This window comes from Vibrio sp. D173a (genome assembly GCF_030248475.1).
Genome location: NZ_JAHGAH010000894.1, coordinates 1 through 372, shown reverse-complemented (window position 1 = coordinate 372; position 372 = coordinate 1). Strand labels below are relative to the sequence as shown.

The 372-nt window shown below is 47.0% G+C and carries 2 pseudogenes; one reads left to right on the top strand and one right to left on the bottom strand.

Features of this window, described 5'->3' with window-relative positions:
- Positions 1 to 32: 32 nt before the first annotated feature.
- A pseudogene (locus KIV40_RS35645) lies at positions 33 to 134 on the top strand (hypothetical protein); the annotation flags it as partial.
- Positions 135 to 175: 41 nt separating this feature from the next.
- On the opposite strand, the pseudogene KIV40_RS30070 reads toward KIV40_RS35645, so the two are convergent.
- Positions 176 to 372: pseudogene (locus tag KIV40_RS30070) on the bottom strand (histidinol dehydrogenase); the annotation flags it as partial.

Genomic DNA, 372 nt, shown 5'->3' with positions numbered 1-372 from the left:
GCGAAACTTTTGCAGAAGAGACAGTAAAAGAGATTGAGCGTCAGCTAACGATTCTTCCTACTGCTGAAGTGGCTGGGAAAGCTTGGGAAAACTACGGTCAGGTTATTGTGTGTGATAGCTACGAAGAGATGGTTGCAGTAGCAGATGATATTGCTTCTGAACACGTCCAAGTAATGACAAAAGATCCTGCTGCTAATTCATGGTCACATCCCTCTTCGTCTGCAATCACAAGCGTCTCTGTTGGGCCAGCGAACAAGTCGATACCAACACGACCAAACAGCTGACGTTTTGCCTCTGCAACAAATGCGTTACCCGGGCCAACGATCATATCTACTGGAGCAATCGTTTCTGTACCAAGTGCCATCGCACCTA